General features: G+C 37.4%; 3 protein-coding genes. 1 reads left to right on the top strand and 2 read right to left on the bottom strand.

From position 1 onward, the window contains the following. On the bottom strand, window positions 1–702 hold a 702-nt coding region (locus ACEW8U_RS10850), incomplete at its 3' end, for a glycosyltransferase family 2 protein (RefSeq protein ID WP_373522060.1). A 253-nt stretch (window positions 703–955) separates the two neighbouring features. Between ACEW8U_RS10850 and ACEW8U_RS10845 the strand changes: the two genes are divergently transcribed. Continuing rightward, a complete protein-coding gene (locus tag ACEW8U_RS10845) occupies window positions 956–1,687 on the top strand; it encodes a hypothetical protein (protein WP_373522059.1) in 732 nt (243 codons plus the stop codon). 323 nt (window positions 1,688–2,010) lie between these two features. Here the strand turns inward: ACEW8U_RS10845 and ACEW8U_RS10840 are convergent. Continuing rightward, the coding region (locus tag ACEW8U_RS10840; protein ID WP_373522058.1) for a molybdopterin cofactor-binding domain-containing protein at window positions 2,011–2,452 on the bottom strand (442 nt) is incomplete at its 5' end.

The following is a 2,452-nucleotide window of genomic DNA, read 5'->3' as shown; positions in this document are numbered from 1 at the left end:
TTTCATTTTTCTTTTTTTGCAAGTGCTTTTGATGGTGTGCGATCCAAGGTGATAGCAAATCGACTTATGCTCGTAGTAGGATTTCCAGCCAACCCTCCATGACCTCAACCCAAGGTCCAAATCTTCAGAATAGAATGGAGCGAAGATTTCATCAAAGCCTCCCAATTCCTTAATTTTTGCTGTCACAACCAATGAATTAGCTCCGGAAAGAAAAATAGTCGGAGTGTTCTTCTGATTTGAGTCAGTAAAATAAAATTGTTTGTTGACCTTGAGTTTAAAACCTTTAAGGATCGGCAATTTGGCTGCTCCCTCAATTCTTTTTCCGTCGGGCGTCAGCATTCGGCCCATTACGCCAAAAGTATCTTCATGTTGGAAGTATTGCCATTGGTCACTGAAATAGGAAGGGGTCAATTTGACGTCTGAATTTAAAAACAAACAAAGCTCATACCTAGCAGCTTCAAGGCCTTTGTTACAGGTAAATGAGAAACCATGATTGACTTTGTTTTGGACAACAATCACCTGAGGGAAATTTTGTTTTAAAAATTCAACTGATCCGTCAGTTGAAGCATCATCCACTACAATGATTTCAAATGGCACACCTTCATCTTTAATCGCATCAATGGCAAAAGGCAAATACTGTTCTAATAAATTCAAGCCATTAAAATTTGGGATGATGATTGAAACAGATTTTTTAAAACTCATAAATTTCAGTTTTTATTCAAGATGAAAAGTTGTCCCAAAACGCAACAAAGATTTGATAAATGGATTGTGAAATTAACTAAAAATTTTCTCTTACTAAAATTACCCTACTTTGTAAATTTTGGCTGATCTGTTGGGGTCGTGTTTTTTTACCTTTTTGAAATTGGGGTTTTGATGCCTAATAACTTTCAAGGTTATTTTAATTTTTAAAATATGACAATGTAGAATTAACTTTGCCCTATATATCCCAATAAAAATGAAACGTCTTTCCCAAAATTATATCATTGTATTTTTGTTCTTTTCTCTGAGCTGTTCTACAGGTAGAGATAAAGAAGCGGTTTCACTCATTGAAAAATCCATCGAAGCACATGGAGGGCAATTGGCCTGGGACAGGTTGCAGGTTTTTTCCATGGAGAAAGAAAGTTGGTTGTATTATGAAGACGGGCAGATTGAAACTCAATCATTACAGCAAAATGAGTTCAGACTCAAGCCTTATTTCGAAGCAAGAATGTCCTGGGAAAAAGACAGCATTATCCACAAAGTGATATTTGATGGAATAAGAACGCAATATTTGATGGGTGAAAATGAAATTCTAAATGAAGGATTTCTCCGAAGCAAAAAGAAGGATATTGATGCAGCATACTATGTCATTACCAAACCTTTTGACTTGCTGGATGAAGGAAAAAACCTCAAATACATGGGCTTGACCAAACTTCCGGATGGGAGGGAAGTAGAAACAGTGCAGGTGATAGATGGAGATCCTGACAATCCTCAAACTGATATTTGGTGGTATTATTTTGACCCCGAAAGCTACAGGATTGTAGCCTACAAAGCAAAAACTTCAGACCACTTCAGTTTGGTTTATAATGTAGAATGGGACGATGCTACAGGAATACTTTTTCCCTCGAAAAGAGAAAGTTATAGGGTCGATTCTTTAGGAAACCTTTTGTATTTACGGGCGGAATATACCTACAGGAATTATAGATAAAGATTAATTCTACCTTGTCAATTTAATAAAAGTGGGGAGTAGGTTTGTATTCATCAATCCATATTAAGGAAAGTAAAAAAATTCTAGATAAAATATTATTGGCAGAAATTGTCCCGTTAGGGACAAAATATTGGTAGAAAAAGATCTTCTATGACAGTTTCAAGTGCCTTTAGGTACGGGATATATGTTGTACCTAAAGGCACAAAAGTGGTTTAATTGATCATTTGATTTTACCTATATGATGTCCCTACGGGACTTTTGGTTATAAAGATTATGGAAATATTATAATTAATAACTGGATTCTGAAATCTGAAATAGTAGGACTAACCCAGCAAATCCAACACTTTTTTTGGCGTAAACGGCATATGCCTTAAGCGTTTACCTGTCAGGGCTGCGAATACATTTGAAACTACTGCACCCATAAAAGGCAGACCTGCCTCGCCGATGCCTGTTGGTTTTTCTGTAGAAGGAATGATTTCAATCTCAATGCTCTCAGGGGCATCTTCCATTCGTAAAATGGGATAATCATGAAAATTGGTCTGTTGGACTTCTCCGTTCTCAAAAGTGATGCTTTCCATCATCACACTGCTGAGTCCCATGACCAAAGAACCTTCCACCTGGGCTTTGGCATTGTCGGGATGGATTACGATACCTGCATCCAATGCGCACCAGATTTTATGGACTTTGATTTTTCCGCTTTTTCGGTCCAGTGAAATCTCACAGACTCCCGCTGTCAGAGAATTGCTACGTTCGGCGAAGCCAATT

The sequence above is a fragment of the Aquiflexum sp. genome (assembly GCF_041751335.1).
GTDB lineage: Bacteria > Bacteroidota > Bacteroidia > Cytophagales > Cyclobacteriaceae > Aquiflexum.
Note: the sequence above shows the minus strand (reverse complement) of the source record. Positions and strands in the feature narration are given on the sequence as shown.